The organism is Parvibaculum sp. (assembly GCF_040882025.1).
Lineage (GTDB): Bacteria > Pseudomonadota > Alphaproteobacteria > Parvibaculales > Parvibaculaceae > Parvibaculum.
On the sequence record NZ_JBBECC010000020.1, the window covers coordinates 1 to 25,870 of the forward strand.

Sequence of the window (25,870 nt, forward strand, 5' to 3'; positions counted from 1 at the left end):
GCCACGTGTCGCTGCCGTCTTCGTCAATCGGCTTCGCAAGTCGATGCGCCTGCAATCCGACCCGACCATCATCTACGGGCTGGTAGGCGGTAAGGGTGTGCTGGGCCGTCCGATCCGCCGCAGCGAGATCGATCGGCAGACCCCTTACAACACCTATCAGATCGACGGGCTGCCCCCGACGCCTATCGCCAATCCGGGTCGCGCCTCGCTCGAGGCCGTTCTGAACCCTCCGGAAACGGATGAGTATTACTTTGTGGCTGACGGTACCGGCGGCCATGCCTTTTCCCGGACATTGGCCGAGCATCAGCGCCGCGTACAGGAATGGCGGCGGATCGAACGGGAAAGAGTTCAGGGAAACATCAAAAAAGAAGCGATCCGATGAGTTGCCTGTCGCCGATTTGCCTGCGCCGCCTGCTATAGTTGAGCCTATCGGAAACTCATGATTCCTGCCAAGGAGGCCCAATGCCGCTCACAAGCATGACAGGCTTTGCCCGCGTCGAGGGCGAAGCGGGCCTTGCGCGCTGGCACTGGGAATTGCGAAGCGTCAACGGCAAGGGGCTCGATGCGCGATTCCGGCTGCCGGCTGGGCTCGATGCGGTGGAGCCGCGGTTGCGGGCCGAACTTGCAAAGCATCTCAAGCGCGGCAACTGCCAGGCCAGTCTCACTGTCGACCGAAGTGCGGCCCCCGTGCCGCTTCGTGTCAACAAGGAGGCGTTGCGCGTGGTGCTCGAGGCAATTGTCGAACTGCGGCGCGATATCGAAATGAAGCCGCCGCAGCCTGAGGGTATTCTGGCCTTGAGAGGGGTGCTGGAAAGCGCCGACGTCGCTGACGAGAGCGAGGAGGTGCGTCACGCTTTTGAGGAAGCTATTGTTTCATCGTTCGGCGAAGCGGCGGCGATGCTTGCGATCGCCCGTGCTGAGGAAGGGAGCAGGCTCGAAGCCATGCTCCGCGCTCATGTGGATGAAATAGAACGCTTGACGAAAGCCGCGGCAGCTTCGCCCGCTGCCACAGCCGAAGCGATGCGCGCCCGCCTCGCCACACAGATCGGCGAACTCCTCGGCGCGTCATCGTCTCTCTCCGAAGAACGCCTGGCACAGGAAGCCGCCTTGCTCGCCACCAAGGCCGATGTGCGCGAGGAAATCGACCGCCTCAATGCCCATATCGCGCAGGCACGCGAAATATTCGCAGGCGCTGAGCCGGCCGGTCGGCGTCTCGATTTCCTGACCCAGGAATTCAATCGCGAAGCCAACACGCTCTGTTCCAAGGCTGCCGACATCGGTCTCACCCGTATCGGTCTCGAATTGAAAACCGCCATCGACCAGCTTCGCGAACAGGTCCAGAACGTGGAATGATGGGCCCGAGATGACCGAAATGGACATTCACCGCCGTGGCTTGATGCTGGTTCTCTCCTCGCCCTCCGGCGCGGGCAAGACAACGCTCTCGCGCCGCCTCCTCGACAGTGATCCGGAGATCGACATGTCCGTATCGGCAACCACCCGCAAGCCGCGGCCGGGCGAGGTGGACGGAAAGGACTATTTCTTCCTCAGCACCGAAGACTTCGGGATCATGCGCAACAAGGGCGAGTTCCTCGAAAGCGCCAAGGTCTTCGGAAATTACTACGGCACGCCGCGAAAGCCGGTGGAGGAGGCTCTGGCCAGAGGCCGCGACGTCCTTTTCGACATCGACTGGCAGGGAACGCAGCAGCTCGACGAAAGCGCGCCGGAAGATCTGGTCAAGGTATTCATCCTGCCCCCGTCGGCACAGGAACTCGAAAAACGCCTTGAGCGGCGCGCACAGGACCCGGCCGACGTTGTGGCTTCGCGCATGGAAAAAGCGTCGGACGAAATAAGCCACTATCAGGAATATGAATATATTGTCGTCAACGACGACGTGGACAGGGCTTTTGCCGCCTTGCAGGCGATCCTGCGCGCCGAGCGCTTGAAGCGCCGCCGCTTGACCGGCCTGTCCAATTTTGTAAAGCAGCTTCGCGAGGCGCTTTGAGCCGCGCCGGGGGGAATGGATGACCAAGGTTGTGATACTGGCGGGTGGTCTCGGCACGCGCATTTCGGAAGAGAGCCAGTTGCGCCCGAAGCCGATGATCGAAATCGGCGGTCGGCCGATCCTCTGGCACATCATGAAAATCTATACCCAATACGGGTTCACTGATTTCGTGATCTGCCTCGGCTATCGCGGTTACATGATCAAGGAATACTTTGCCAATTACGTCTTGCATTCGTCCGACGTGACGATAGATGCGACGACAGGCGCCATCGAATTTCACCAGAAGACACGCGAACCCTGGCGCGTGACGCTGGTCGATACCGGTGCCGACACGATGACGGGCGGCCGGGTGAAGCGCGTGCGCGACTATCTCGATCCCGGCGAAACTTTTTTCATGACCTATGGTGACGGTGTCGCCGATGTCGACGTTGCGAAGTTGCTCGCTTTTCATAAATCTCACGGCAAAGCAGCGACGCTGACCAGCGTTGTACCGCCGGGCCGCTACGGCGCGCTGGAACTGGAGGGCGATGTGGTACGGCGTTTCATCGAGAAGCCGCCGGGTGACAATGCCTGGATCAATGGTGGTTTTTTTGCGCTGGAACCTTCCGTTCTTGATCGCATCGCGGCCGACGAAACACCTTTCGAGGGAGAACCTTTGATGGGACTGGCTCGCGACGGCGAATTGATGACCTTCCGGCACAGTGGCTTCTGGCAGCCTATGGACACATTGCGAGAGAAAAACCATCTGGAGGAGCTCTGGGCAACCGGCCGGGCGCCCTGGAAGGTCTGGAGGGACTAGGTTTGCCGATCGACGGCCTCGATGCGAAATTCTGGTGCGGCAAGCGCGTGCTGTTGACCGGACATACCGGCTTCAAGGGCGCGTGGGCAGCGCTCTGGCTGTCGCGCCTTGGCGCCGAGGTAACGGGCCTTGCGCTTGCGCCGGACACCGACCCCAATCTGTTCAACTTGGCGAAGGTCGAAAGTCATCTGGATTCCCGTATTGTCGATTTGCGCGACCGCGACGTCTTGCGCGCCGCGGTTCGCAGTGCCGATCCGCAGATCGTCATTCACATGGCGGCACAACCGCTTGTGCGACGATCCTATGTCGAGCCGGTGGAAACCTTCGCGGCCAATGTTATGGGGACTGTGCATCTACTCGACGCGCTGCGTGAGGTAGAGGCGCTCCGGACGGTACTGGTCGTGACAACCGACAAGGTCTACGAAAACGCCGAACAGGGTATCTCCTTTGTCGAGGATGCGCCTCTGGGTGGGTACGACCCCTATTCGGCATCGAAGGCGGCCACCGAAATCGTTGTGTCGAGCTATGCCCGCTCGTTCCTGGCCGAAAAGGGCGTGCGGGTAGCAACCGCACGCGGCGGCAATGTGATCGGTGGTGGCGATTTCTCCGAGGACCGGCTGGTGCCGGACATATGGCGCGCCCTGCAGACGGGCAAGCCGCTGATCCTGCGCAATCCGGCAGCGGCGCGCCCGTGGCAGCACGTGCTCGATTGTCTGAGCGGCTACTTTGCCTTCGCGCGCGGATTGTCGGACGACGTGCCGCTGCCATCGGCGCTGAATTTCGGACCGGCACCCGACGCTGTGTCCGTTACGGTGGCCGCATTGGCCGAAGCCGTTCAGGCCGCGCTCGGGGTCGATGCCGACTGGAAGCCCGCCAACATGGAGGGGCCGCACGAGATGACGACGCTTGAGATCGACTCAAGCCGCGCCCGCGCCGTGCTCGGATGGCGCGACAGGCTTCCGGGCACGTCCAGCGTCGAATGGTTGGCGGATTGGTACCGGGCGCTCAACAGGGACGACGACATGCAGGCGTTCACGCTTGCCCAGATTGCCGCCTATGAAAAGCGAGACAATAGCGGTATCGCGTCATGACGGATCGTTTCGCCGTTTCGACGACACCGCTCGACGGCGTCAAAAGCATCCGCCGCAAACGTATCGGAGACGAACGCGGCTGGCTCGAACGCCTCTTTTGCGGAGACGATCTGGCCGCCGCCGGTTGGATATGGAACGTCGCCCAGATCAATCGGACGCTGACCCATCGAAGGGGAACCGTGCGCGGCATGCATTTCCAGCGTGCGCCTCACGAGGAAGCGAAACTCGTTACCTGCCTCAAGGGTAACGTGTTCGATGTCGCCGTCGATCTGCGACCGGACTCGCCGACGTATCGTCGCTGGCATGGCGAAATCCTGTCTGACGGCAACGACACCAGCCTGCTGATTCCACCTGGTTTTGCTCACGGTTTTCAGACCCTGTCGGACGAGGTCGAGATGTTGTACTTCCATTCGGCGCCTTACGCGGCGGCGGCGGAAGGAGGCGTCAGGCCCGACGATCCTGCCCTGTCGATCGCCTGGCCGATGGAGATTGTCGAAATGTCCGACCGGGACCGGAACCATCCGCTTCTGAATGATGGAGGGAACGCACCGTGAAGTGTCGTCATTGCGGGGCGCCGCTCACCTTGCCGTTTATCGATCTCGGCGCTGCACCGCCCTCCAACGCCTATCTGACTGCCGACGCGCTCAACGGGCCGGAAACCTGGTATCCATTGCGTGTTCTTGTTTGCACCACTTGCTGGCTGGTCCAGACCGAGGACCATGCGGGGCGCGAGGAACTTTTTTCGGCCGACTACGCCTATTTCAGCTCGACTTCGACAAGTTGGCTGGCACACGCGAAAGGCTATGCCGAAGCGATGACCGCGCGCTTCGGGTTGACCTCCGGCAGCATGGTCGTCGAAATCGCGGCCAATGACGGTTACCTGCTGCAATATGTGAAGGCGCTGGGCATTCCCTGTTATGGCATCGAGCCCACCGCGAGTACGGCCGCTGCGGCGCGCGGCAAGGGGATCGAAATCGACGAACGCTTCTTCGGCGTCGCCCTGGCGCGTGAGCTTGCCGCCGCCGGCCGCGGGGCCGATCTGATGGCGGCCAACAATGTGCTGGCCCATGTCCCCGACATCAATGATTTCGCGGCGGGCTTCGCGGCCTTGCTCAAGCCTGCGGGCGTCGCGACATTCGAGTTTCCGCATTTGCTCCGTCTGGTGCAGGAAAACCAGTTCGACACCATCTATCACGAGCATTATTCGTATCTCTCTCTGACATCCGTCGCGCGCATATTCGAGGCAAACGGCCTTCGCTGCTTCGATGTCGAGGAGCTGCCGACGCATGGCGGCAGCCTGCGCGTCTATGCACAACGCGCCGACGCGGGACCGCATGAGATGTCGCCGCGTCTCGCCGCGCTTCTTGCACGCGAGGCCGACGCGGGCATGACGGCCGCCGCCTTCTACAGCGGTTTCCAGCCTCGCGCCGAAAAGGTGAAGGACGATCTGGTCGCCTTCCTGATCGATGCGAAGCGGCAAGGCCTCAAGGTCGGCGCCTATGGCGCGGCGGCGAAGGGCAACACGCTGATGAACTTCGCCGGCATCCGCCCCGACCTCGTGCCCTATGTCGTCGACCGGGCGGCAGCCAAACAGGGCAAGTTCATGCCCGGCAGCCGCATTCCGATTGTCGACGAAGAACAACTCAAGGCCGACCGGCCGGACATCGTCCTGATCCTGCCGTGGAACATTCGTGACGAGGTCATGCCGCAACTCGCATATATACGCGATTGGAAGGCACGCTTTGTGACGGCGGTCCCCGAATTGGCGATTGTCTGAGGGCGGAGCGATGGCCGCGGTCTCCATAGGCGTGCCCGTATACAATGGAGCCGCGACGTTGCGGGCGGCGCTGGAATGCCTGAGGGTTCAGACCTTCACGGACATTGAGGTCATCGTGTCCGACAATGGCTCCACCGACGGCAGCCGGGAGATCGCTGCGGAATTTGCAGATCGGGATTCGCGCTTCCGGCTCGTCCGTCAGCCGGAGAACATCGGCGCCCGAAACAATTTCCGGGCCTTGATCGACCTCGCATCCAGCGATCTCTTCATGTGGAGAGCCGATGACGACCTCTCCAGCGAAAACTATGTTGAGGTGCTGAAGCGCTTGCTGGACGGCCATCCAGACGCCTACCTCGCTGCGCCGAAGTCGCTGCTGGTCGCGCCGGACGGCACGGTGCACAAGGTGCTGCCGGTCGAGGAACCGCGCGCCCGATGGCGCCCGGTGCATATGGGGAAGACGCTGCTCGGCGCGAGCCCCAACTGGATTTACGGCCTCTGGAGAAGGGAAGCGCTTCGTGTCGCGATGGACGACACGGGCGCGATATATTCCTATCTCTGGGCATGGGATCCGCTGACGGTCCTGCCGGCCGTTCTCGATGAGGCGGTGGTTGGCGGCAATGACGCTGTCCTCTTCAAACTGGCGTCGCCGACGCCGCGCTACAGCTCGCGCGTGCCGGCCCGGGAAATGATCGCCATGCGGCGGGTGTTTCGCCGCGCCTGTCTCGCCGAATTCGGAAAACGGAAATGGGGATGGTCGGAACGCCCCATTCTCTTCGTGTATGTGCTCCGGTTTGCAAATCTGAGGGTCTACAGATTCTTCAAAATGCTTCGGCGCTATATCCGTGAGAAGCTGGGCATCATTCAGGCGTAGCCGGCGGCGTGGCGTATCGAGCCCGCCTGGCATCGCTGTCGGAAATTGCCTTCCTGCCATGCAACGGTGGAGACGAGAATGCGCATACTGGTAACCGGGGCCTCGGGATTCGTCGGCCGCGCCGTGCTGGCGCCGCTGCTGGCCGCCGGCGCCGAGGTCCATGCCGTCTCCCGCGCGGGCGGCGGCACGGCCGACGGCTGCATCTGGCACCGGGCCGATCTCATGGAGACCGGCCGTGTGCATGCGCTCGTCGGTGATGTGCGTCCGCAGATTGTCCTGCATCTCGCATGGTGCGTCGAGCACGGGCGTTTCTGGACGGACCCGGCGAATCTCGATTGGGTCGCGGCGAGCCTGCATTTGGCGCGCGCGGCCGCCGAAGCTGGTGCATCCCGGTTCGTCGCAACAGGCACCTGTTATGAATACGACTGGCCCGGCCAGGGCAAATGCCGGGAGCGCGAAACGCCGACCGCGCCGCATACATTGTACGATACAAGCAAGGATGCCTGCCGGCGGATATTGGAAGCGTTCTTCGCGCAACAGGGAATGGATTTTGCCTGGGGCCGCCTCTTTTTCCTCTATGGCCCTGGCGAGACTCCATCCCGCCTCGTTGCCTCGATTGCCAGGGCGCTGGTCCAGGGGCACAAGGCCCCGGTCTCGCTCGGTCTTGCGGTGCGCGACTTCATCGATGTGCGCGATGCGGGCGCGGCGCTGGCCGCCCTGGCGCTTTCGGCGGCGATCGGCCCCGTCAACATAGCGACCGGCGAAGGGATATCGGTTGCGAATTTGGCCATGAAACTCGGCGAGATCGCGGGACGGCCGGATCTTGTGCAACTGGGCGCCCTTGAAGACCGCGCGGGTGAGCCGCCGGTCATTGTCGCGGATACGGAGCGCTTGATCTCGGAAGTCGGGTTTCGGCCGCTCCGAACCATCGACGGGGGGCTAGGCGATGCGCTCGACTACTGGGCATCGCGCCTCGGACAGATTGACCGGACGCCGGGATAGGCGCTTGTTATCCCGACACGGTCTGGAATAAGCTCGGGTCGCCGAAAATCCCGGATCATTGGAGGGGTACTTGAACACCGCCGCGACTGCGACCAAAGAAAGCTTGTGCGAGGCCATTCGCAATTGTGGCTCCGACGATGAGGCCTTTTTCGGATATCCGGTCAGGGAAGATGGGCTCTTCCTTCAACAGGATCCGGATGAGTTCGCATCCTTCGTCGAATATCTGGCATCGAATTTTCCACCGTCGAAACTGTCGATCGATATCGGCATCGCCGCCGGCGGAAACACCAAATTCGTGCGCGACTATTACCCGGTGGAAAAGACCATCATTCTCGATATCGGGCAGCATCCGCGGCATGGTCATTGGCCGCGGATCAAGAAGCAGGTTCGCAGCGACATCATCCTCGAGATCATCGATGATTCTCACGCGCCGCATGTGCGCGAAAAGCTTCTGCCTTATGCCGGCAAGATCGACTATGCCTTCGTCGACGGCGATCACAGTTACCGCGGCTTGAAACAGGATATCTTTCTCATGAAGGAACTCCTGATGCCGGGCGCCGTGATGACGCTTCACGACACGCATGCGGTCGAAGACTGCAACCGCGTCTTTGAAGAGCTGAAGCATTCGGAGGATTTCGAATTACTGAAGAATTTTGTCAGCCGGTTCGGCATTTCGGTGTGGCGCTACACCGGAAAGGGAAAATCGACAGTCGGCTATCTGAACCGTCGTTTCGGGTGGGGCCGACTCTAGAACCGTCCGGTCAGCAGGCGGCGCAAGGCCACGGCGGCTCTCTCGACGATACCGAGTGGCGCCGGCCGAGACCTTTCGCCCCAGCTCAACCCTGCCACCTTCTGCCGGTGACGCGTCGACCCCTCCGCGAAGTCCCGCGTCCGGTTGTCCGCGACCAGAAGATTTTCCTGCCGGCCGGATCTGAATGTGCCTGACTCGGGCCAGCCTTCTTTCGCGAAAACAGATCCGTCCCTGCCGACGACGTAAGGTTGCAGGCCCCGTTCGAGCATCTGATGCGTCATGCTTCGCGGCCCGGCCTCGAATTCGTTGCAGGCGCGCTTTGTATCAAGCGGCCCGAAATCGAGCGCCAGAAAATCCAGGCGCCGAACGGCGAAGGCGTTTGACCGGAGATGGACGTTCGGAAAGGGTATGCCCGCATCCAGCGTCTCCCAGTTGCCCGCGGCGCCGGCAATTCCGGCATCCGGGTGCGAGGAAAACGCCGAGATCAATCGCGCAAGCCACCGATCGCACAGAATCTCGGAGTGCGAATTCAGAAACACGACGAACATATGCTCGAGGCGCTCCGCCGCGTATTTGTAGGCGCCGATATCGAACCCCTGATCGTCGATCCGGATGAAGGATGGATGGCCGACGCGTTTGCTGATTCTTCGCTGCAGACGCGTCGCTTCCGCTTCATCGAACCCCTTCAGCAGGAAAACCGGATCGTGAGGCAGGCCCGCCGGATGGGTCGCATAGCTTGAGAGAAATCGGCGGAGAAAGCGATCGGGATTGCCTCGGCGAATGAGGTGAACGACGGCAACGGAATGCGATCCGGCAGGGTCTTCGCTTCTTGTCGTTTCGATTGTCACGGCGTGTCTCGCCCCGAACCGCTATGCGCGGGACCTCACGGCTTCAGCACAACCCGCCCCATCACGCGGCCCTTGCGCAAATCGTCGAGCGCCTGTGAGCCCTGGCCGAGCGGGCGTTCGCTGACCGGGATCGGATCGATCTTGCCGGCCTTTACCAGTTCCATCATCTCATGCGTCTCGCCCAGCGAGCCGACATAGGAGCCGCCGATCGTGAGCGCCCGCATCGGAAACAGCGGAATCGGCATCGAGAAGCCGCCGCCGAAAAGGCCGACCACCACCACCTGGCCCCCCTTGCGCACGATGCTGGTCGCGAATTTGAGCGATGCTTCCGAACCGACGAAATCGACCGCCGCCGGCACGCCGCCATTCGTGTCGGCCAGCACTTTCTTGATCGCGTCGGGATCCTTCGGATTGTAGACCTCGTGCGCGCCGGCGCCCTTGGCGGCCTGCAGCTTGCTGTCGTCGACATCGGCGCCGAGCGGCGCGGCGGGAAACATCGCTTTGGCGAACTGCAGCCCCATCATGCCGACCCCGCCGAGCCCCACCACCATCACGCGTTCTTCAGCCGAGATATCGCCGAGTTTCTTCATCGCGCCATAGGCCGTCAGACCCGAACACATGTAAGTGGCCGCCAGCCCGTCCGCGATGCCGGTATAGTCGATCAGGTAGCGCGGATGCGGCACCAGCACATGGGTGGCATAGCCGCCTGCGACCTGAATGCCGAGATTGCGCGGCTTGTTGCACAGATGTTCATCGCCGCGCTTGCAGGTTGGGCATTCGCCGCAGCCGATCCACGGAAAGGCGACGCGCCGCGTGCCGATCTCGACGCCTTCGGCGTCGGGCCCGGCGGCAATCACTTCGCCTTCGATCTCGTGGCCGAGCGTGAAGGGCAGTTGCCGTCCGGCGCGCACATCGAGCTTGTTGCCGCCGCCCATGTCGAAATAGCCGTCGTGTATATGCACGTCTGAGTGGCAGACGCCGCAATGCGTCACTTTCAGCAGAACCTCCGTGCCTTGCGGTTTCGGCGTCTCGCTCTCGACGATCTGCAGCGCCTGGCCGTACTCGACAATGGCTTCGGATTTCATAGGGGAGTCTCCTCGGAATTTTCATTTGGGTGGGCGGGTGGCCGCCGATTTGGCGGCCAATGTGGCATGAGGCGGCGGGCCTCACAACCTCGGTGGCGCCTTTCAAAGGCCCTCGGCATAGGCCCGCGCCAGCGCGCAGAACTGCTCGACGCTCAACTCCTCGGCGCGTTGCGTCGGCAGCACGCCCGCCGCATCGATCATTGCCGTCGGGTCCCGCCCGAGCGACTTCAGGCTGGCGCGCAGCATCTTGCGCCGCTGGCCGAACGCGGCGGCAACCACTGTTTCGAGCGCCCGCGGCTCGGCGGGAGCGAGCGGTGCGTCGCGCGGCACAAGCTCGACAACCGATGAGGTGACGGCGGGCGGCGGTGTAAAGGCGCGGCGGTCGACATCGAACAAGATGCGAGGGCTCGTCCGCCATTGCGCCAGCACACCGAGCCGGCCATAGGCCTTGCCGCCCGGCGCGGCAACAATCCGCTCGGCCACCTCCCGCTGGAACATCAGGGTGAGGCTCGAAAACCACGGCGGCCACGGTTCGGTTTGCAGCCAGCCGACAAGCAATGGCGTGGCGATATTGTAGGGCAGGTTGGCGACGACGCGGGCAGGGCGGGCCGCCAGCGCCGCCATGTCGGTTTCCAGCGCGTCGCCCTCGACGATGGTCAGCCGTCCCGGATAGGCCGCGGCGATTTCCTCGAGCGCCGCGATGCAACGCCTGTCGCGTTCGATGGCGATGACGCGTCGCGCGCCATTGTCGAGCAGCGCGCGCGTCAGCCCGCCCGGTCCCGGCCCCACCTCGATGACATCATGTCCCTCCAGCGGACCCGCCGCCCGCGCGATGCGGCCCGTCAGGTTGAGGTCGAGCAAAAAATTCTGTCCCAGCGCCTTGCGGGCGCCAAGCCCGTGCCGGGCAATCACGTCCCGCAGTGGCGGCAGTGTTTCGCCGCTCATGCACGCGCCTGGCTGCGCGCCATTTCGCCGGCCGCCTGAAGCGCTGCGATGAGGCTGCCGGGATGCGCGATCCCTCGTCCGGCAATGTCCAGCGCCGTTCCGTGATCGGGTGATGTGCGGATGATCGGCAGCCCCAGCGTCGTGTTGACGCCATGTTCGAAATCGATGGTCTTGAGCGGGATCAGCGCCTGATCGTGATACATGCAGAGCACGGCGTCGTAACGCTCTCGTGCGGCGGCGTGAAACAGCGTGTCGGCAGGCGCCGGGCCCCATATCTCGACGCCGGGCTCCGCCGCCCGAATGGCCGCGATGGCCGGCGCGATGATCTCGATTTCTTCGCGTCCCAGATGCCCGCCTTCGCCTGCATGGGGATTGAGCGCGGCCACCGCAATGCGCGGCCGTGCGATGCCGAAATCGTCGCGCAGCGCGCGCACAAGGATCATTCCCTGCGCTGCGACGAGGGACGTGTTCAGCGCAGCCGCCGCGTCCTTGAGCGACAGATGCACCGTCGCCGGCACGACGCGCAGGCCGGGGCAGGAGAGCATCATCGCGACCGGCGCGCCGCCCGTCCGCGCCGCCAGATATTCCGTATGGCCCGGCAGCTCCAGCCCGGCTTCGTAAAGCGCGCCCTTGTGAATGGGATTGGTGACCATGCCGGCCGCTTCGCCACGCATTGCGAGGTCGCAGGCAAGGTCGATCGCGGCAAGCACGGCGCGGGCGTTGGCAGGCGCGAGCCGCCCCGGCTCGGCCGTCTCGGCAAGTCTCACCGGCAACACCGGCAGCGCGCGCAGAAAAATATCGGCTGCTTCGCCCGTGCCCTCGATCTCCTGCACGGGCGCACCGAGTGCGCGATAAAGCGCGGGATCGCCGGCCACGAAAAAGCAGGGCAGCGTTGCGGCTTCCCGGGCGAGCCAGGCCTTGAGCGTGATCTCGGGGCCGATGCCGGCTGGCTCGCCCATGGTCAGTGCCAGGGGTAACCCGCCGCCGGAGGCTGCAACGCGCGTCATGGCTGGCGGCACCCCTTCGGGCTTGGGCCCGTCCTCAGCGGTAAACGACGACGGCGTCGCGTCGCAGATCGCGCAAGTGGCGGCGTCCCATCATCGAGAGTTGTTGTTCGTATAGTGAGTTGTCGATTTGCTCGCGTGTGGGTATCTCGCCTTGCGCCGGCTTGTGTCCGCAGACGACAAGCATCTCGACGCCCGCCTCGCTTCGAATCGGCTCTGTCGCTTTGCCGACCGCGACATTGGCCAGGGCTTGCCGGGTCCGAGGATCGAGGTTTCCGGCGAGCACCTGCCGCGGCGCCTCGGAGGTGCCGCTCAGATACTTGCGGATCAGCGCAGGTGCGCTTTCGCAGGATGCGACCTGCGATCTGAATTCCTGTGCTTCGCGCGCGCGACGGCTGACAGCCGCGGGATCGGCATCCGGCGTCAACGGCAGCCGTACAAGCATCAACGAATACTGGTCGCGCATCGGATCGGCGCCGGTGCCCGTCTGCATGGAGCGCACTTGAATGATGTAAAATCCATTCACGGTGCGGATCGGATCCGAAATCATGCCGGGTTGCATGTTTGTCACGACGTCGCCGACGCCGTCGGGAAGCTGGCTGGCGTGCACCCACCCGATATCGCCGCCATTGGCGGCCGAGGCGGACTGGCTGAACTGTCGCGCGACGGCCTCGAACGGTGCTCCTTCGCGCATCTGCTCGACAAGGCGCTGCGTCCCGGCCGAAATTTCCTCGGCATGCACGGGCCCGTCGAAAGTAATGAGAATCTCGGAGACGAGATAGCGCGGCTGGTCGGCCTCTTCCTCCAGCCGGCGCAGCACTTCATCGACCTCCCCCTGTCCGACAGTTACCAGGGGTCCGAATTGCTGTTGGACGACGCGCTGCCAAGCCATTTCGGATGAGATTTGTGTTTCCAGTGCCGTTCTGGAAACACCGCCCTCTTTGAGAAATTCGTCGATTTGCTCGACCGTCATGTTCGATCGCTGTGCAATCCGTTCAAGCGCGCTGTCAAGCTCGGTTCGTTCGATATTGACGTTAAGCCTCCGCGCTTCCTGCCGTTGCAGATACTCGTCGACAAGCGAGCGCAGCACCTGCCCGCGAATGCGCGACACGTTTTCGGCCGTATTCGGAATACCGGAGCTCACCATGACCAGCTTTACGCGCTGCTCGAGATCGTAGGACGAAATGATCTGGTCGTTGACGACGGCAGCGATACCCTGCGAGTCGCTCGTGGCATCGGGCTCCTGCGCAATCACGGCGTCGGCGGGCAGGGCGGCAAGGGCAATAAAACAGGCAAGCGTAAATCCGAATATCGGCCTGCGGAGCCGGCCTCCGGCGAGCGTTTTGGCGCTCGCGAACATGTCTTGCTTCATGGCGTCTTTCTTGAGGGCCGCAGGCCCCTCCTGGTTGGCGTGTGATGCCGAGGTCTTCCCCGTGCCGCTGGGCGACAGAATACTTGAATCAGGTCTCTAATCAACCTGTCCACGTCCAATGTGAGGCGCAAAAAGTCCTCATTTTCATGGACTTGCGGCAATGCGAATTGAGGGGCGAGGGTTAATCGTTCGGTGTCGTTCCGGCGATCCGCGCTTCGCCCAGCGTCTTCAGCGTAATCTGCAGAATAACGGATTTCTCCGGCTCGATGTCGCGATCGCTCGTGAACGATTGGTTGAAGCTGAGCGAGAAATCGAAACATTCGTCCTCATAGCCAAAGCCGATCCGGTTCTCGACGGCCCGATCATTGGCGATGTCTTGCCGTGTTCGCCCGAATGCGCGCCAGTAATCGTCGAGCTTCACCGCTGCCCCGAGGAACACTTCCTCGCGCGACGTGAAGGTCACCGATTGGTCGGCGGCAAAATAGGCATAGCCGAATTGTCCGCTCCATCGGTCGACATGGCCGAGGAAATTCACCTCGTTGCGCCGGATCTTGTATCGCTCATCGTCGATCCTGAAGCGGTAGGACAGCAGGAAATCGTTCGAGGGGGCGATGGTAACGCTGCCGACATAGTCCGAAGTCTGGTCGCGGAGCCCCGTATCGGACGTGAGGCTCGAATTCTCCTCGATGCGGTAGCTCTGACCGATCATGGCCGACGCCTCTCCGCCATCCGGTGTGAAAACAGTATATCTGACGCCGACATTGGCGCGGGCGCCGGTTTCCCAGCGATCCAGTCCGGAAAAGCGATCCTCGGAAAAGAGATTGGTGTCGTCGAATTCGAAGCTCAGCGAGTCTTCGTTCGGAATTTCAACCGTGTTGCCGATATTGGGGGAGTAGATCAACTGCACAATGGGTTCGATGACCTGCCGGAAGTTGTCGTCGGAGCGGACCAGCGGATAGCTCCACTCCGTTCCGATTGTCGGCAACGCCCGCGCGATCGTTGAGTTCTCGAATGTCACGGCCGGTAGAGACGGATCCTGCACGCCGCTCACCGAATAAACGTCGCCGCGAAGGCTTGCAAAAAGCCGATAGACGAAGCCCGCGGCGCTGGTTTTGCGCCGGTCCCAGTTGATCGTGGTCGAAACACGCCGCGAACTGGCGCCCTGCCGCCGGTCCAGAACCATCGCATTGGCCGAGAAGCCGACGCGGCCGCCCGCCATCTGTTCGGGATAAGAATAATTGTATTGCAGAAGGGGCGCGACCCAGGGTGTCGTCGCATTCTGGTCGGTTGCAAGCAGGCCCCGAAAATAATAGGCGTCGGCCGTGAAACTGTTGCGCCCGTTAGCGTAGCGCGCATTGATGTTACTGACCAGGTCGGTCGCCGACGACAGGTCGTATTTGCGCAAATACGTGTCGTCGCTTGCAAGCTCGGAGCGGAAACCCCACCGCCAGTTTTCGTCGATGATGAATCCGCCGTCGCCGAACAGGCTGCCGCGGAAATGGGCGTCGCCCGGCGTGCCTTGCGTCTGTGTGCGCGGCCACGTGCCGGTGCCGAAAAACTTGAACGCTCCGCTCTCGACGCGCTGCCTGTATTCGCCCTTGTAGACAATCCCTTCCTTGGTCGTGAAACGCGGCATCAGCGTCACGTCCTTGTCGGGCGCAACGGCCCAGTAGTAGGGGATTTCGACTTCCTGACCGAGATCGGTCGAGCTTGCGAGCTTGGGCGGCAGAAAGCCCGATTGCCGCTTCACGGTCGGATCGGGTTGCGAGAAATAGGGGACATAGGCGACGGGTACGCCGAAAAACTCCAGATAGGCATCCTCGTAAATGATGCGTTGTTCTTCCTTGCTGTGGATGACGCGGAATGCCTTGATCTGCCAGAGCGGCGTCGTATGACCTTTCTCTTCGCAGATGTCGCAGGGGCTGTAGACGCCGCGATGCAGTGTCGTCATGTTGCCGCCGGTGCGCACGACATCGTGCCCGGCGAGTTTGGAATTGTCGCTCAGCAATATCCGGAGCGTCTGGATCACACCGTCCTTCATCTCGTTCCGGAGAACAAGACGGTCGGCAAAGGCCACGTCGCCTTGCGGATCGAGCAGGGACACATTGCCGTCGGCCGTCACCACGCCGGTGGTTTCGTCATAGGTGACGCGATCGGCGAGCAGCACACGGTCTCCGAAGGCAATCTCGACATGTCCGGTTGCGGTGACGACCCGCGCCTCGCGGTCATAGGCGAGCTCGTCGGCCTGCATCAGTACTTCGCCGGATTGCTGAAATGACTGCTCAGGCCCGCCTGCCAGTTCGGACGTATTGTCCTGGGCTGCGGCCACGCCGGCGGCCGGCAGGCAAAGCGCCAGGGCCAGCGCCGTGCCGACAACGAGCTTGTTCTTGCTTGAGCGGCAGCCGCCAAACCCCATCCATCGCCCCCGTATCACGTCTGCTTCTCGCCCCCCGACCACCCGGATTCGTACCCGGTCCCGCTCAATATCTAACCGTCTTCGAGGTGAAAGAGAACCGCAAGCCCCAAAAGCATGACCACGGCGGACGGCGCCCATGCCGCGAGCAGTGTGGGCAGTATCCCCGACAGGCCGAGAGCGATCGACAGATCGCCGAGAAAATAGACCAGAAAACCGGAAAATATGCCGCCGAGGACGATTTGAATGACGCCGCCGAAGCGCGCTGTCCGCATCGAGAAGGCCGCCGCAACCAGCACCATGGTGCAAAGCAGCGCCGGCGTCGCCAGAATCTGGTGGAAATGCAACTGGTAACGGCGCGCCGAAAAACCGGCGGCTTCGGCCGTCTGGATGAAATGCGGCAGGTCCCAGAACGAAATCGTATCGGGCCGCGCGAAGCTCTCCTGTACCTGCTCGGCCGTCAGGGACGTTTCCTGGCGGTAGGTGTCGTATTGTCGCGGCTGGTCGTTGACCAGCAGAACCCACACATCCTGAAGCGCCCAATGGCCGTCCTCCAGCATGGCCTCGCGCGCATCGATTCGTCCCAGAAAACTGTTGGCGTTGCCGTAGAGGAAGATGGTGACGTCGTAGAGTTCGATGCCTTGCTCGCCCATTCGCAGGGCGTGGACGACCGATTGGCCGGTCGAGTCGGCCTGCCGCAGCCACAGCCCGTTTGACGAAAGAGCAAGGAAACTCGAGCGTTGATCGAGATACTTCGACTCCAGCTTCTGGTATTGCGTGGCCAGTGTCGCAGAGACCGGATTGTAGATCGTCACGACGAACGATCCGATGATAAGGGCGACGACAAGCGCGGGCGCGATGATTTGCCAGACCGACACGCCCGCGGCCCGCGCCACGACCAGTTCGTTGTTTCTGCTCAGCCGCAGGAATGCCGCCATGCCGCCAAAGAGAAACGCGAACGGCAGGGTCTTGCTGCCGACCCGCGGCAACTCCATCAGCGCCATCGATACCAGCAGCCCGAAGGTAACGCCCGGCTTGTCCGCTCCGCGCCGAAGCAGTTCCACAAGTTCGATCATGAAGATGAGCGTGAGAAAGACCGAAAAGGTTATCAGGACGACGAAAAGAAATTGCCGGGCCAGATAGCGCGAAAGTGTCCACGACATGTTCATGCGCGGGTTTCCCCGCCGGGAAGGCGCAGACGCGGTGGCCACTGCAGCATCGGACCGAAGCGAACGCCACTGAGAATGGCAATCGAGAGGGCGCATATGGCAAGTGGCACAAGATACATTAGAAAAACGATGTTCAGATCGTTCTTTGCCGCGTCGGCCATGGCGAACCCGGCTACGCGCAGTCCCAGGGCCGTGCCCGCCGCCGCCGCCATGCGCATTGCATAGCCCCGCCGGTTGAATGGCGCCGGCAGCAGCGCCGCAAGCGCGATGAGCGCCAGCGCCATCGGGAACAGGCCCTCTGCAAGCCGTTCGTGTGCGTCGGCTAGAAGCTTGTCGTGTTGCAACAATCCATATTGATCGTCCGGACCCGGATTGATGAGCTCGCTGAGATAGCGTTCGCGCCCTTCATATACGAGCGTGGGCTGGTCCTTCATGTACGGAGACAGGTCGAACGTATATTTGTCGAAATAGAGCAGCGTGACCGCGCCTCGTTCCTGGTCGCCGTCGCGCGATACCCGTTGGATATTGCCGTTGAACATCACCAGCAACGGGCCTCTCGGTCCGCGCACGAGGCTACCCGTTTCGGCCATGTAGGTAATGGGCTCGACGGGATTGCGGCTGTCATGCACCAGGATGCCGTAAGTTGTGCCATCGGGTGCACGATCTCGCACATAGACGGTCAAACCCGTTGTCGGATTGGTAAAGGTGCCTTCGCGGATCATCGACGACGCGACATCGGTGCGAATATCGTAGAGACGGTTCTTGAGCTCGCGCAATCCGGCTGGCGCGATATAGACGCTGAAGGAAAGGACGACGACCGAAACCGCGAGTGCGATGGCGAGGATGGGCAGGGCGACGGACCAGAGGCTGACGCCGGCTGAGAACATCACGACGATTTCGCTGTCCGTAATAAGTTTGTGCAGCGTATAGAGAAGCGCGCAAAAGAGTGAGATCGGAAGCACGATGATAAGCGTGCTCGGCAATGCGAGCGCGGTGAGCTGAAAGAACGTCACAAGCGTCTGGCCCTGCGCGATCATGATGTCGAGCATTCGCAGCGCTTGCGTCAGCCAGATGATGCCGGTGAGCACCACGGTCGCCACGACGAATGGCCCCAGTGCTTGAAAAAATATGTATCGTGAAAGACCTTTCAGCATGAATCCGGCTCCCGCCCGGAAATCTGGTATTTGCTTTTGCGGCGGCGCCCCGACGAGCCTTCCGCATCCGGTTGGCGGTGTCTTTCCCTTGCCGCCGATTCAGCTAGGATGTGCGGCGGTTTGTCGGATTCTATTGAGAGAAATGGTTATCCCATTTCGGCAGGCGGGAAAAGGCGACAAGGGCTCTTTCCGGTCCGATGATCGGCCGAATCGGCGAATCGCGGGCCCGGGACGGCGCGCAAAGTTAACCAGGAGAGGCCATCGATGAATATTTCCTTCGCCGACATTTCGCTCGCAAAATCGGGCGCGCTTGCCGTACTGGTCACCGAAGGCGCGTCCCTTCGAGGCGCCGCCGCCGATCTGGATGACAAAACGGGCGGCACGCTGAAGCGGGCGATGAAGGCCGCCGGTTTTTCCGGCAAGGCCGGTTCCGTGCTGGAGATTGCCGGGCCGCGCGGCGTCGCTGCCAGCCGTATTCTTCTTGTCGGCCTCGGCAAATCGGCGGGCCTTGCGGCGGCGGGCATGGAAAAGGCCGGCGGCGAGTTGATCGGCCGTCTCGAAAAGACGAAGGAAACATCGCTGTCGATCGTTATGGATGGCATTTCCGGTACGAAGCTGACGGCTGGCGAGGCGGCGGCGCGCGTGGCCTTCGGCGTGAAGCTGCGCTCCTACCGCTTTGACAAATACAAGACGAAGAAGAAGGACGATGATGCGAAAGGCAGCTTGAAATCCCTGACCATGATGACGCGCGCCGCATCCGCCGCGCGCAAGGACTATGCGACGCTCGCCAAGGTTGCCGACGGTATGTTCCTGACGCGCGATCTCGTCAACGAGCCGCCGAATATTCTCTTTCCCGGTGAATTCGCCAGGCGTGCCAGCGCCCTGTCGAAGCTCGGTCTCAAGGTCGAGGTGCTGGGCGAGGCACAGATGATGAAGCTTGGCATGGGCTCCTTGCTCGGCGTCGGTTATGGCAGCCAGCACGAGAGCAAGCTTGTCGTCATGCGCTGGATGGGCGGCAAGGCGGGCGAGAAGCTTGTCGCCTTTGTCGGCAAGGGTGTGTGCTTCGACACCGGCGGCATCTCGCTCAAACCGCCCGCCGGTATGGAAGACATGAAGGGCGACATGGGCGGGGCGGCCTGCGTCACCGGCTTGATGCGCACGCTCGCGGCGCGCAAGGCGAAGGTCAACGCGGTCGGCGTCATCGGCCTCGTCGAGAACATGCCCGACGGCAAGGCGCAACGGCCGGGCGACATCGTCACCTCCATGTCGGGTCAGACCATCGAGGTCATCAACACCGACGCGGAAGGCCGCCTCGTGCTCGCCGATGCGCTCTGGTACACGCAGAACCGCTTCAAACCGAAATTCATGGTCGATCTCGCCACCCTCACAGGTGCCATCATGGTGGCGCTCGGCAAGGAATATGCGGGCCTCTTTTCCAACGACGACAAACTCTCGAAGCAGTTGTCCGAAGCCGGCGAAACCGAAGGCGAGCGCGTCTGGCGGCTGCCGATGGGGGCGGCCTACGACAAGATGATCGAGTCGAAATTCGCCGACATGAAAAATGTCGGCGGTCGCGACGGCGGGTCGATTACGGCGGCGCAGTTCCTCCAGCGTTTCGTCAACAAGGTGCCGTGGGCCCATCTCGACATAGCGGGCACAGCCATGGCCTCGCCTCAGACCGCCACCAACCGGTCATGGGGCTCGGGGTGGGGCGTGCGCCTGCTCGACCGTCTGGTCGCCGATCACTACGAGAAGTGACAGATTTGTGACAGTTTGATGACAAAACGATGACAGAGGTGCTGTTTTACCATCTGCAAAACGCGCCGCTGGAGCGCGTTCTCCCGCAATTGCTGGAGCGATCGCTGGAGCGCGGCTGGCGCGCCGTGGTCCGGGCCGGCGGCCCCGAGCGTCTCGAAGCGCTCAACAATGCGCTCTGGACCTATAGCGACGAGAGCTTCCTGCCGCATGGCAGCCGTGACGACGGGCCGCCGGAAGCGGCTCCCATATTTCTGACGACGGAAGACGAAAATCCTAATGGTGCCAAGGTTTTGTTCCTCGTCGACGGCGCCGGTCCGGGACCGCTCGATGGCTACGAGCGCTGCGTTCTGATGTTTGACGGCCGTGACGAGACCGCGCTCGCCGCCGCCCGCGAACACTGGAAAACCCTGAAAGCCGAAGGCCACGACGCAACCTATTGGCAGCAGAACGACGCTGGCAGGTGGGAAAAGAAAGCTTGAGCGGGCCAAAGGAACACGACGCGTTTACCGGCAATTGATCGCCCGCCGCGGCGGGCTCATAGTTCGCGCCGGATTTTGGATGGAAGGGGAGGGGAAATCATGCCGGTCTGGTTACGCCGTACGCTGATCGCGTTTGGCGCGCTCGTTATCGTCGCGGGCGCTGCCTATTACTGGCTCATTGTCGAGAGCCGGATGCCGTCGGATGCGGCTTTCGCTCTCGACATCGATCAGGTCCGCCGCATGGTAGCGGCGACGCCCGGCGACAAACCGGATTCGGTCGAAGTCGAGCTTGTCGGCGCGTTCCAGTTTCCGGCGACCGCGATCGTCGCGGGGGACGGTTGGGCGTCGCGTGAGATGTCGGTCTACTCTTTCCGGCTTGTCTATCCCGACACGAGCATCATCGTCGACACGGCGCTGAATGACGAGCTTGGTGGTGACAATCTCGTCTCCTTCGACGCGGAAGCCTATGCGCGCATGGAAGAAGCAATGACGACGGCCTCGCTGATCGTCGTCACGCATGAACACATGGATCATATCGGCGGCCTCACTGTTCATCCGGAACTTGCGGCCATACTCCCGTCGGTGGCGCTGACCCGTGAGCAGCTCGATCATCCCGAACGCAGCGTGCCCGCACGGTTTCCCGATGGGACGCTCGATGGCTATCAGCCGCTCGAATATGACCAGTATCGGGTGATCGCTCCCGGCGTTGCGTTGATCAAGTCACCCGGCCACACGCCCGGCAGCCAGATGGTCTATGTGCAGAAGGCGAACGGCGAGGAGCTGCTCTTTCTCGGCGACGTCGCCTGGCACTACCGCAACATCGAAGTGCTGCGCGAACGGGCGCGGCTCGTAACGCAATTCTTCCTCAAGGAAGATCGCTCTGCGGTGTTCGGTCAATTGGCGGCTTTGCACCGGCTGCATGAGGCCGAACCCGACATCGCCCTCGTGCCGGGTCACGATGGGGGCATTGTCGACGGACTGCTCGAGAGCGGCACGCTTACGAAAGGTTTCTCATCGGCGGAGGCGCCGGAATAGGGGCAGCAATGCACAAGTTCCTGATTTTGCTGACAGGGCTGGCACTGCTGGCCGCGCCAGCCCACGCCGCCGACAATGAACGTACCGTAATTGTGGTGATGTTCGACGGTGTCGCACCGGCGATGATCGAGGCGGCCAACACGCCCAATTTCGACAGGATCAGGGAGGAGGGCGTCTGGTCGAACCATCTCGTTCCCGCCTTCCCGACGGTGTCGCTGTCCAACCACACCACTTTCGCCACGGGCTGCTGGCCCGAGCGCCACGGCATCGTTTCCAATGTTTTCATCGATCCCGAGCGCGGGCGTTATGATCATGCGCGTGATGCCGACTGGCTGACGGCTTGCGAACCGATGTGGCAGGCTGCGGAGCGGCAGGGCGTGCGATCTGCCGTGCTGGGCTTCACCGCCCGCATGTCGGAAAGCCGGGGCCCGCTCGCCTCGCATGTGGACAAGGAAGTCCGCTGGGAAAAATGGGGCAGCGACATGGAGCGCGCCGAGGAAGTCGTGCGATTTCTCGGCAAGCCCGGTGCCAAACGTCCCAAACTCATCGCGATCTATCTGAAGGGTCCGGATAACGCCGCGCATTTCAAGGGGACGCTGGCACCGGAAACGCTGGCGGCTGTCGAGGAAAGCGACGCCGTGGTCGGCCGGCTGATGGAGGCGATCGAGGCGCTGCCGGCCGGACGCGAGGTGGCACTCGTCATCGGCACGGACCACGGCATGATGGATGTCGGTCCGCTCATCAATATCGGCCGCATCATGGGCAAGCACGACATCAAGGGCCGGATCGCGGCCTCGGGCGCCAGCGCCTATCTCTATCTGGACGAGGGCGAGAGCGCCGCGCGTGTGGCCGAAGCGCTCGCGGGCTACGCCGATGCCTTCGCTACCTATCGCAAGGGTGACTACCCCGCCTTCGCGCATGTCGGCGACAGCGCACGCACGGGGGACTTTCTGCTCGTCGCCAAACCGCCTTACTGGCTCGAGGGCCCTGAGGTTTTCCCTGACTACGCCCATTGGCTCGGCATCACGAAAATCTGGGCAACGAGCTTCACGCCGATGTTCGGCGGCATCAAGGCGGCGCATGGCTACGATCCCGCCATTCCCGAAATGCACGGTATTTTCTATGCATGGGGGGCGGGTATCGCGCACGGCCGCGAGATCGACCGCCTCGACATGATCGACGTCCACCCGACGGTGATGGCGCTGATGGGGCTTGAACCCGGCGCGCCGGTCGACGGCGAGGCGGTAGCCGCGGTGTTGGCGGACTAATCCGCCGCCATCGCCTCTTCGTAGGTCGCGCTCGCGTCGAGCCACGCCTCTTCCGCCCGTGCGCGCGCCTTCAGCGCCTCGGCCCGCTCCCGTGCCGTTGCCGACATGGCGGCCGGGTCGCCCGCCACTTTCGGATCGGCAAGTTTTGCGTCCAGCGCATCGACGATCTTCTGGAGGCGCTGGATCTCCTGCTCGGCCGCCTGTGCTTTCTTTTTCAGCGGCGCCATCTGCTCGCGCTTCTGCGCGGCGAGGCGGCGGGCTTCCTTCTTGTCGTTCGACGCACGGGGAGGCGGAGGTGGCGCGTCCGTACCGGCATCGTCCTCGGCGACCAGCGGCTTGATGCGGCGAGCGGGGTCGAGGAGCCATTTCCGGTAGTCGTTGAGATCGCCGTCATAGGGCGCGACGCTGCCGTCCGCGACCAGCCACAAACGGTCGGCGCAGGTCTCGACCAGATGCCGGTCATGGGAAATGAGGATGATCGCGCCGTCATAATCGTTGATCGCCATGACCAGCGCCTCGCGGCTGTCGACATCGAGATGGTTCGTCGGCTCGTCGAGGATGATGATGTGCGGCTTGTGGAATGTCGCGACGGCAAAGAGCAGCCGCGCTTTTTCGCCGCCCGACAGTTTCTCGACCTTCGTATCCGCCTTGTCGGCACCGAAACCGTAGGAACCGGCGATGGCACGCGTCTGCGCCTGCGTGGCGTCGGGCTTCAACTCGCGGAAATGTTCATAGGGCGTATCGCCCATGTTGAGCTCGTCGAGTTGGTGCTGCGCGAAATAGGCGATGCGGAGTTTCTTGGAATCGTATTTGTGACCACCGGTCACCTGCAGCCGGTCGCAGAGAAGCTTCGCGAAGGTCGACTTGCCATTGCCGTTCGCACCCAGAAGCGCAATCCGGTCGTCATGGTCGATGCGCAGATCGAGATCCTTCAGCACCGGCTTGCCGGGCTCGTAGCCGACCGACGCATGTTCGAGTCGGATGATCGGCGAGGCGAGCTGCCTGTCGGGCGCGGGAAAGCGGAAGGGCAGCACGCGCTCGTTCAGGATGTCGGCGATCGGCTCCATCTTGGCGAGCGCCTTCATGCGGCTCTGCGCCTGGCGTGCCTTCGACGCTTTTGCCTTGAAGCGCTCGACGAAGCTCTCCATGTGGCGGCGCTGGTCTTCCTGCTTCTTCTTCATCGACATCTGAAGCATCAGTTTTTCGCGCCGCGTGCGGTCGAAGCGATCGTAATTGCCGCTGTAGAAGGTGAGCTTCTTGTGCTCGAGATGAAGGATGTTCTGCGCGACATTGTTCAGCAGGTCGCGGTCATGGCTGACGATCAGCACCGTGTAGGGATAGGTGCGCAGATAGTCCTCGAGCCAGATCGTCCCTTCGAGATCGAGATAGTTGGTCGGCTCGTCGAGCAGCAGCAGGTCGGGTTCGGAGAAGAGCACGGCGGCGAGCGCCACGCGCATCCGCCAGCCGCCCGAGAAATCCGAGCAGGGTCGCGCCTGTGCGGCCTCGTCGAAGCCGAGGCCGGAAAGGATGGTTGCCGCCCGGGCCGGGGCCGCATGGGCGCCCATATCGGCAAGGCGGGTGTGGATTTCGGCGATCCGGTGCGGGTCGGTGGCTGTCTCCGCCTCGGCGAGGAGGGAGGAGCGCTCCACATCGGCGGCAAGCACCGTGTCGATGAGCGAGGTCGGCCCCGCCAGCACTTCCTGCCGGACCATGCCGATGCGCCAGCTTTTCGGAAAGGAGATGCTTCCCGTCTCGGGCCCATATTCGCCCGTAATGAGCTTGAGCAGCGTCGATTTGCCCGTGCCGTTGCGGCCGACAAAGCCCGTTCGCTGCCCCGGCGGTATGGCCGCGGTAACATGGTCGAGGAGGAGGCGCCCCTCCATCCGGAAGGTAAGATCGTTGATATGGAGCATGATGAGCGGGCTTTTAGCACCGCCAGTTGCCCGCGTCACCAACCCCGGTTATAAACCGCGCCAAATCCCTGAACCTCCAGATTTGACAGGACGCTGACGCATGGCCCTCGAACGGACCTTCTCGATCATCAAGCCGGACGCGACCCGGCGGAACCTCACCGGCAAGATCATCGACCGCTTCGAAAGCGCGGGCCTGCGTGTGATCGCCTCGAAGCGCATCCACATGACGAAGGCCCAGGCCGAAGGTTTCTACGCCGTCCACAAGGAACGTCCCTTCTTCAACGATCTGGTCTCCTTCATGATTTCGGGCCCGGTCGTCGTCCAGGTGCTGGAAGGCGAGAATGCAGTCGCGAAGAACCGCGAGATCATGGGTGCGACCAACCCGGCCAATGCCGATGCGGGTACGATCCGCAAGGATTTCGCAGAATCGATCGAGGCGAACTCGGTCCATGGTTCCGACGCCCCGGAGACGGCTGCCGAAGAGATCAAGTACTTCTTCAAGGACGAAGAAATCGTCGGCTGATTTGTCCGGCCGTTGAATTCGGAAAGCCCCGCCGGTGACGGCGGGGCTTTTCTTTCAGGGCGCCGCCGCCGCGCTACCGCCGGATGGCAGCCACGAACAGCGCAAGGCCGGAGCGCAGTATGGCGGCCAGTTCGGGGTCGGCCGCAATCCCGCCTTCGGACAGCGCTCTTCCCGGAAGAGGCAGGGTCACCGAAGCTTCGTGAATGACGGTCGCCGACATTACCGTCAGCGTTTCGGTGAGATTGGCGACGGCGTAAGCCGAACGTGGAGAAGCGTTGAAGAGGACCACGGGTTTTTCCACGAGTTCGCTGGTGCCGACGACCCAGTCGAGCGCGTTTTTCAGGACACCTGGAAGACCATGCGCATACTCCGGCGTCGAGAAGATGACACCGTCGGCGGCGGCAAGCGCAGCGCGGTAGCGCAGGACGGCGGGCGGCGCGTCGTCGTCCGGAATATCCGGATTGAAATGCGGCAGGTCGGCGATGCCGTCATGGAGGGTGACGGTGATCCCCGGCGCGGCAAGTTTTGCCGCGGCTTCGAGAAGCGCGGTGTTGGAAGAGGCGGTGCGGAGGCTGCCCGAGATGGCGAGGAGAGAGATCATCGTCAGGCCC

General features: G+C 62.6%; 25 protein-coding genes. 15 read left to right on the forward strand and 10 right to left on the reverse strand.

From position 1 onward, the window contains the following. The 10 genes from mltG to WEB61_RS01750 form a co-directional block, all read left to right on the forward strand. On the forward strand, positions 1-382 hold a 382-nt coding region (gene mltG / locus WEB61_RS01705), incomplete at its 5' end, for an endolytic transglycosylase MltG (protein WP_368062599.1). 80 nt (positions 383-462) lie between these two features. Further along, on the forward strand, positions 463-1,353 hold the full coding sequence (locus tag WEB61_RS01710; RefSeq protein WP_368062600.1) for a YicC/YloC family endoribonuclease: 891 nt from the start codon (positions 463-465) through the stop codon (positions 1,351-1,353). Positions 1,354-1,363: 10 nt separating this feature from the next. Continuing rightward, positions 1,364-2,002 (forward strand): guanylate kinase, encoded by a 639-nt coding sequence (gene gmk, locus WEB61_RS01715; protein WP_368062601.1) that lies wholly within the window; start codon positions 1,364-1,366, stop codon positions 2,000-2,002. A 19-nt stretch (positions 2,003-2,021) separates the two neighbouring features. Further along, complete coding sequence (rfbF, locus tag WEB61_RS01720) at positions 2,022-2,801, forward strand: glucose-1-phosphate cytidylyltransferase (protein WP_368062602.1); 780 nt, start codon at positions 2,022-2,024, stop codon at positions 2,799-2,801. 2 nt (positions 2,802-2,803) lie between these two features. After that, positions 2,804-3,892 (forward strand): CDP-glucose 4,6-dehydratase, encoded by a 1,089-nt coding sequence (gene rfbG, locus WEB61_RS01725; RefSeq protein ID WP_368062603.1) that lies wholly within the window; start codon positions 2,804-2,806, stop codon positions 3,890-3,892. Then, the gene (locus WEB61_RS01730) at positions 3,889-4,446 is read left to right on the forward strand and encodes a dTDP-4-dehydrorhamnose 3,5-epimerase family protein (protein WP_368062604.1); all 558 of its coding nucleotides are present in this window, start codon (positions 3,889-3,891) and stop codon (positions 4,444-4,446) included. Before rfbG ends, WEB61_RS01730 begins: the two co-directional genes overlap by 4 nt. After that, entirely contained in the window at positions 4,443-5,669 is a 1,227-nt protein-coding gene (locus WEB61_RS01735) for a methyltransferase domain-containing protein (protein WP_368062605.1), read from the forward strand. The genes WEB61_RS01730 and WEB61_RS01735 overlap by 4 nt, the downstream gene beginning before the upstream one ends. Before the next feature lie 10 nt (positions 5,670-5,679). Further along, on the forward strand, positions 5,680-6,540 hold the full coding sequence (locus WEB61_RS01740; protein WP_368062606.1) for a glycosyltransferase family 2 protein: 861 nt from the start codon (positions 5,680-5,682) through the stop codon (positions 6,538-6,540). Between the two features lie 78 nt (positions 6,541-6,618). Then, a complete protein-coding gene (locus WEB61_RS01745; RefSeq protein WP_368062607.1) occupies positions 6,619-7,542 on the forward strand; it encodes an NAD-dependent epimerase/dehydratase family protein in 924 nt (307 codons plus the stop codon). Positions 7,543-7,612: 70 nt separating this feature from the next. Next, on the forward strand, positions 7,613-8,293 hold the full coding sequence (locus WEB61_RS01750; RefSeq protein WP_368062608.1) for a class I SAM-dependent methyltransferase: 681 nt from the start codon (positions 7,613-7,615) through the stop codon (positions 8,291-8,293). Here the strand turns inward: WEB61_RS01750 and WEB61_RS01755 are convergent. From WEB61_RS01755 to lptF, 8 genes are all read right to left on the reverse strand, one after another. Beyond that, entirely contained in the window at positions 8,290-9,141 is an 852-nt protein-coding gene (locus WEB61_RS01755; RefSeq protein ID WP_368062609.1) for a hypothetical protein, read from the reverse strand. The genes WEB61_RS01750 and WEB61_RS01755 overlap by 4 nt on opposite strands. Before the next feature lie 35 nt (positions 9,142-9,176). After that, complete coding sequence (locus WEB61_RS01760; RefSeq protein WP_368062610.1) at positions 9,177-10,226, reverse strand: alcohol dehydrogenase; 1,050 nt, start codon at positions 10,224-10,226, stop codon at positions 9,177-9,179. A gap of 102 nt (positions 10,227-10,328) precedes the next feature. Further along, entirely contained in the window at positions 10,329-11,171 is an 843-nt protein-coding gene (rsmA, locus tag WEB61_RS01765; RefSeq protein WP_368062611.1) for a 16S rRNA (adenine(1518)-N(6)/adenine(1519)-N(6))-dimethyltransferase RsmA, read from the reverse strand. Further along, positions 11,168-12,178 carry a 4-hydroxythreonine-4-phosphate dehydrogenase PdxA gene (gene pdxA / locus WEB61_RS01770; protein ID WP_368062612.1) on the reverse strand — a complete coding sequence of 337 codons (1,011 nt, stop codon included), beginning with the start codon at positions 12,176-12,178 and terminating at the stop codon, positions 11,168-11,170. The genes rsmA and pdxA overlap by 4 nt, the downstream gene beginning before the upstream one ends. A 34-nt stretch (positions 12,179-12,212) precedes the next feature. After that, a complete protein-coding gene (locus WEB61_RS01775) occupies positions 12,213-13,547 on the reverse strand; it encodes a peptidylprolyl isomerase (RefSeq protein ID WP_368062613.1) in 1,335 nt (444 codons plus the stop codon). Positions 13,548-13,728: 181 nt separating this feature from the next. Then, entirely contained in the window at positions 13,729-15,963 is a 2,235-nt protein-coding gene (locus tag WEB61_RS01780; protein ID WP_368062614.1) for an LPS-assembly protein LptD, read from the reverse strand. Positions 15,964-16,034: 71 nt separating this feature from the next. After that, positions 16,035-17,129, reverse strand: a complete 1,095-nt coding sequence (lptG, locus tag WEB61_RS01785) for an LPS export ABC transporter permease LptG (protein WP_368062615.1) — start codon at positions 17,127-17,129, stop codon at positions 16,035-16,037. Beyond that, positions 17,126-18,283 (reverse strand): LPS export ABC transporter permease LptF, encoded by a 1,158-nt coding sequence (gene lptF, locus WEB61_RS01790; RefSeq protein ID WP_368062616.1) that lies wholly within the window; start codon positions 18,281-18,283, stop codon positions 17,126-17,128. Before lptF ends, lptG begins: the two co-directional genes overlap by 4 nt. Positions 18,284-18,547: 264 nt before the next feature. Here lptF and WEB61_RS01795 point away from each other — a divergent pair, with 264 nt between their 5' ends. The 4 genes from WEB61_RS01795 (at position 18,548) to WEB61_RS01810 (ending at position 22,823) form a co-directional block, all read left to right on the forward strand. Further along, positions 18,548-20,041, forward strand: coding sequence for a leucyl aminopeptidase (locus tag WEB61_RS01795; RefSeq protein ID WP_368062617.1), 1,494 nt, complete (start codon positions 18,548-18,550; stop codon positions 20,039-20,041). Positions 20,042-20,070: 29 nt separating this feature from the next. Further along, positions 20,071-20,520 carry a DNA polymerase III subunit chi gene (locus WEB61_RS01800; protein ID WP_368062618.1) on the forward strand — a complete coding sequence of 150 codons (450 nt, stop codon included), beginning with the start codon at positions 20,071-20,073 and terminating at the stop codon, positions 20,518-20,520. 99 nt (positions 20,521-20,619) lie between these two features. Then, the gene (locus WEB61_RS01805; protein WP_368062619.1) at positions 20,620-21,555 is read left to right on the forward strand and encodes an MBL fold metallo-hydrolase; all 936 of its coding nucleotides are present in this window, start codon (positions 20,620-20,622) and stop codon (positions 21,553-21,555) included. Positions 21,556-21,563: 8 nt separating this feature from the next. Next, a complete protein-coding gene (locus tag WEB61_RS01810; protein WP_368062620.1) occupies positions 21,564-22,823 on the forward strand; it encodes an alkaline phosphatase family protein in 1,260 nt (419 codons plus the stop codon). Here the strand turns inward: WEB61_RS01810 and WEB61_RS01815 are convergent. Further along, positions 22,820-24,736, reverse strand: coding sequence for an ATP-binding cassette domain-containing protein (locus WEB61_RS01815; RefSeq protein ID WP_368062621.1), 1,917 nt, complete (start codon positions 24,734-24,736; stop codon positions 22,820-22,822). The genes WEB61_RS01810 and WEB61_RS01815 overlap by 4 nt on opposite strands. A gap of 100 nt (positions 24,737-24,836) precedes the next feature. Between WEB61_RS01815 and ndk the strand changes: the two genes are divergently transcribed. Continuing rightward, positions 24,837-25,259, forward strand: coding sequence for a nucleoside-diphosphate kinase (ndk, locus tag WEB61_RS01820; protein WP_368062622.1), 423 nt, complete (start codon positions 24,837-24,839; stop codon positions 25,257-25,259). Between the two features lie 73 nt (positions 25,260-25,332). On the opposite strand, the gene WEB61_RS01825 is transcribed toward ndk, so the two are convergent. After that, positions 25,333-25,860: an NADPH-dependent FMN reductase gene (locus WEB61_RS01825; protein ID WP_368062623.1), complete on the reverse strand. Its 528-nt coding sequence runs from the start codon at positions 25,858-25,860 to the stop codon at positions 25,333-25,335. Positions 25,861-25,870: the final 10 nt, after the last annotated feature.

Coding starts and splice junctions, on each gene's coding strand:
- WEB61_RS01810 (WP_368062620.1), top strand. CDS start 21,564: ATGCACAAGTTCCTGATTTTGCTGACAGGGCTGGCACTGCTGGCCGCG.
- WEB61_RS01775 (WP_368062613.1), bottom strand. CDS start 13,547: ATGAAGCAAGACATGTTCGCGAGCGCCAAAACGCTCGCCGGAGGCCGG.
- WEB61_RS01730 (WP_368062604.1), top strand. CDS start 3,889: ATGACGGATCGTTTCGCCGTTTCGACGACACCGCTCGACGGCGTCAAA.
- lptG (WP_368062615.1), bottom strand. CDS start 17,129: ATGAACATGTCGTGGACACTTTCGCGCTATCTGGCCCGGCAATTTCTT.
- WEB61_RS01780 (WP_368062614.1), bottom strand. CDS start 15,963: ATGGGGTTTGGCGGCTGCCGCTCAAGCAAGAACAAGCTCGTTGTCGGC.
- WEB61_RS01815 (WP_368062621.1), bottom strand. CDS start 24,736: ATGCTCCATATCAACGATCTTACCTTCCGGATGGAGGGGCGCCTCCTC.
- WEB61_RS01745 (WP_368062607.1), top strand. CDS start 6,619: ATGCGCATACTGGTAACCGGGGCCTCGGGATTCGTCGGCCGCGCCGTG.
- WEB61_RS01760 (WP_368062610.1), bottom strand. CDS start 10,226: ATGAAATCCGAAGCCATTGTCGAGTACGGCCAGGCGCTGCAGATCGTC.
- rsmA (WP_368062611.1), bottom strand. CDS start 11,171: ATGAGCGGCGAAACACTGCCGCCACTGCGGGACGTGATTGCCCGGCAC.
- gmk (WP_368062601.1), top strand. CDS start 1,364: ATGACCGAAATGGACATTCACCGCCGTGGCTTGATGCTGGTTCTCTCC.
- pdxA (WP_368062612.1), bottom strand. CDS start 12,178: ATGACGCGCGTTGCAGCCTCCGGCGGCGGGTTACCCCTGGCACTGACC.
- WEB61_RS01800 (WP_368062618.1), top strand. CDS start 20,071: ATGACAGAGGTGCTGTTTTACCATCTGCAAAACGCGCCGCTGGAGCGC.
- WEB61_RS01825 (WP_368062623.1), bottom strand. CDS start 25,860: ATGATCTCTCTCCTCGCCATCTCGGGCAGCCTCCGCACCGCCTCTTCC.
- lptF (WP_368062616.1), bottom strand. CDS start 18,283: ATGCTGAAAGGTCTTTCACGATACATATTTTTTCAAGCACTGGGGCCA.
- WEB61_RS01805 (WP_368062619.1), top strand. CDS start 20,620: ATGCCGGTCTGGTTACGCCGTACGCTGATCGCGTTTGGCGCGCTCGTT.
- ndk (WP_368062622.1), top strand. CDS start 24,837: ATGGCCCTCGAACGGACCTTCTCGATCATCAAGCCGGACGCGACCCGG.
- rfbF (WP_368062602.1), top strand. CDS start 2,022: ATGACCAAGGTTGTGATACTGGCGGGTGGTCTCGGCACGCGCATTTCG.
- WEB61_RS01795 (WP_368062617.1), top strand. CDS start 18,548: ATGAATATTTCCTTCGCCGACATTTCGCTCGCAAAATCGGGCGCGCTT.
- WEB61_RS01710 (WP_368062600.1), top strand. CDS start 463: ATGCCGCTCACAAGCATGACAGGCTTTGCCCGCGTCGAGGGCGAAGCG.
- WEB61_RS01740 (WP_368062606.1), top strand. CDS start 5,680: ATGGCCGCGGTCTCCATAGGCGTGCCCGTATACAATGGAGCCGCGACG.